This is a genomic window from Collinsella sp. D33t1_170424_A12 (assembly GCF_015554865.1).
Taxonomy (GTDB): domain Bacteria; phylum Actinomycetota; class Coriobacteriia; order Coriobacteriales; family Coriobacteriaceae; genus Collinsella.
Genome location: NZ_JADNJJ010000208.1, coordinates 1 through 1792 on the forward strand (window position 1 = coordinate 1; position 1792 = coordinate 1792).

1 protein-coding gene and 2 tRNA genes are annotated in these 1792 nt (G+C 56.2%); 2 read left to right on the top strand and 1 reads right to left on the bottom strand.

Annotated elements, in window-relative coordinates:
- Positions 1-73 (bottom strand) — tRNA-Gly (locus tag I2E26_RS08650).
- A 520-nt stretch (positions 74-593) separates the two neighbouring features.
- Here I2E26_RS08650 and I2E26_RS08655 point away from each other — a divergent pair.
- Positions 594-668 (top strand) — tRNA-Val (locus I2E26_RS08655).
- A 579-nt stretch (positions 669-1247) separates the two neighbouring features.
- The coding region (nrdD, locus tag I2E26_RS08660; RefSeq protein ID WP_255519237.1) for an anaerobic ribonucleoside-triphosphate reductase at positions 1248-1792 on the top strand (545 nt) is incomplete at its 3' end.

A 1792-nucleotide genomic window follows, 5' to 3' on the forward strand; every position in this document is an offset into this window, starting at 1 on the left:
AGCGGACAACGGGGCTCGAACCCGCGACCCCAACCTTGGCAAGGTTGTGCTCTACCAACTGAGCCATGTCCGCTTGCGAGAAAGTAATATACGGGATTCCGCTTGATGGTGCAAGGGGAATTTTAAAAAAGTTTTCCCTTCGGTGGCCGATGGCGTTTTCAGACTGAGGCCGGGGGGGTGCAGATTGATCGGCGCCGCATCGATTGGCATATCCTAGTAGCGCCCCGCGGTCGGAGGGCGTTGGCATCGGTTTGAAGCGGCCCTCGTTTCGATGGCGCGACGATGCGGTGTCGGCCGGGCTGGGGGAGGAAGGTTTCTTTTACGCGGGGTACGCGGCAACGCCGTTCGCCTTCCCGTTGTCCGCTCGATCGCGGGACGGGGCCGCCCAGACCGCCCTATACGAGTGTCGGCGATACCTTCCTGCGGCCGACAACCGATTGGCGATTCGATGGCACCCTCAAGAAAACCGCAGGTAGTAAAGGGTGGGAAAAAAAGTTTTAAGAAATTTGAAAAAAGTCCTTGCGCTCGTGTGCCGAGTCCCGTATATTAAATCTCGCGCTGAGGCACAAAGCCGAAACGCAAAACCCACATTGGGGCGGTTAGCTCAGGGGTAGAGCACTACCTTGACACGGTAGGGGTCACAAGTTCAAATCTTGTATCGCCCACCAAGAACAACAAGACCGGAGGTTATTGCCTCCGGTCTTTTTGTATTTCAGCCCATTCTCCTTCTTCGTTCTGGAGTTCGCCACAACATCTGGGCTCCTTGTAGTGTGATCGGCGTTCTCCCAGGTTTCCCTTTATGAGTTGTGGATGATTTGGGAATCGGCCAATTCGGGCTCTTCGAACGAGTCGCAGGTCGAGCGTATTGCTAAGCGGAAAACTGTTTGCTAGCACCTCGATTTACCATGATGTTGAAAAAGATTCTTACCCGCATTGACCTGCAGGAACACAATATATAGTACGAGAGCTTTTGAGCTCTTACATGATATGGGAATGAAGTTGTCGTATCATAGGGAAGCACCTCATCGGGGTGCTCTGCGGTGCCGCGTTGGCAGGGGGTCGGTTGGAAAGGATCGCTTCGTGTCCGCACGGTTTCGTAGAGTTTCAATTAGCAAGATCGCAGCGTGATGTTCCCGGCGGGGCGCCTGCCCGGCCTGGGTTTTTCGCGCTGTAAGCACTATCGCCCGACTATATAACTCGGGCGTGCGGGCCCGGGAGGGCGGCGCGAGCAAGGGAGAGCGGCACGCATGAAGATCATCAAGCGCAGCGGTATCGAGGTTACGTTTGATATCGACAAGATCGTCAACGCCATCAACGGCGCGAACCTGGAGGCCTCCGAGGCCGATCGCCTCACCGATGAGCAGGTGGTTGCCGCCGCCCGCAACGTCGAGCAGGCGTGTGCCGCCGCAGGCCACACCGTCTCCGTGGAAGAGATCCAGGATATGGTCGAGGATCAGATCATGGCCCTCGAGCGCTACGAGGTGGCCCGCCGCTATATCATCTATCGCTACGTTCAGGGCCTCAAGCGAACCAAGAACACCACCGACGACAAGATCCTGTCCCTCATCGAGTGCAACAACGAAGAGGTCAAGCAGGAAAACTCCAATAAGAACCCTACCGTCAACTCGGTGCAGCGCGACTATATGGCGGGTGAGGTCTCTAAAGACCTCACGCAGCGCGTGCTGCTGCCCGAGGATGTGGTTGCCGCCCATAACGAGGGCCTTATCCATTTCCATGATTCCGATTACTTCGCCCAGCATATGCACAACTGCGACCTGGTGAATCTTGAGGA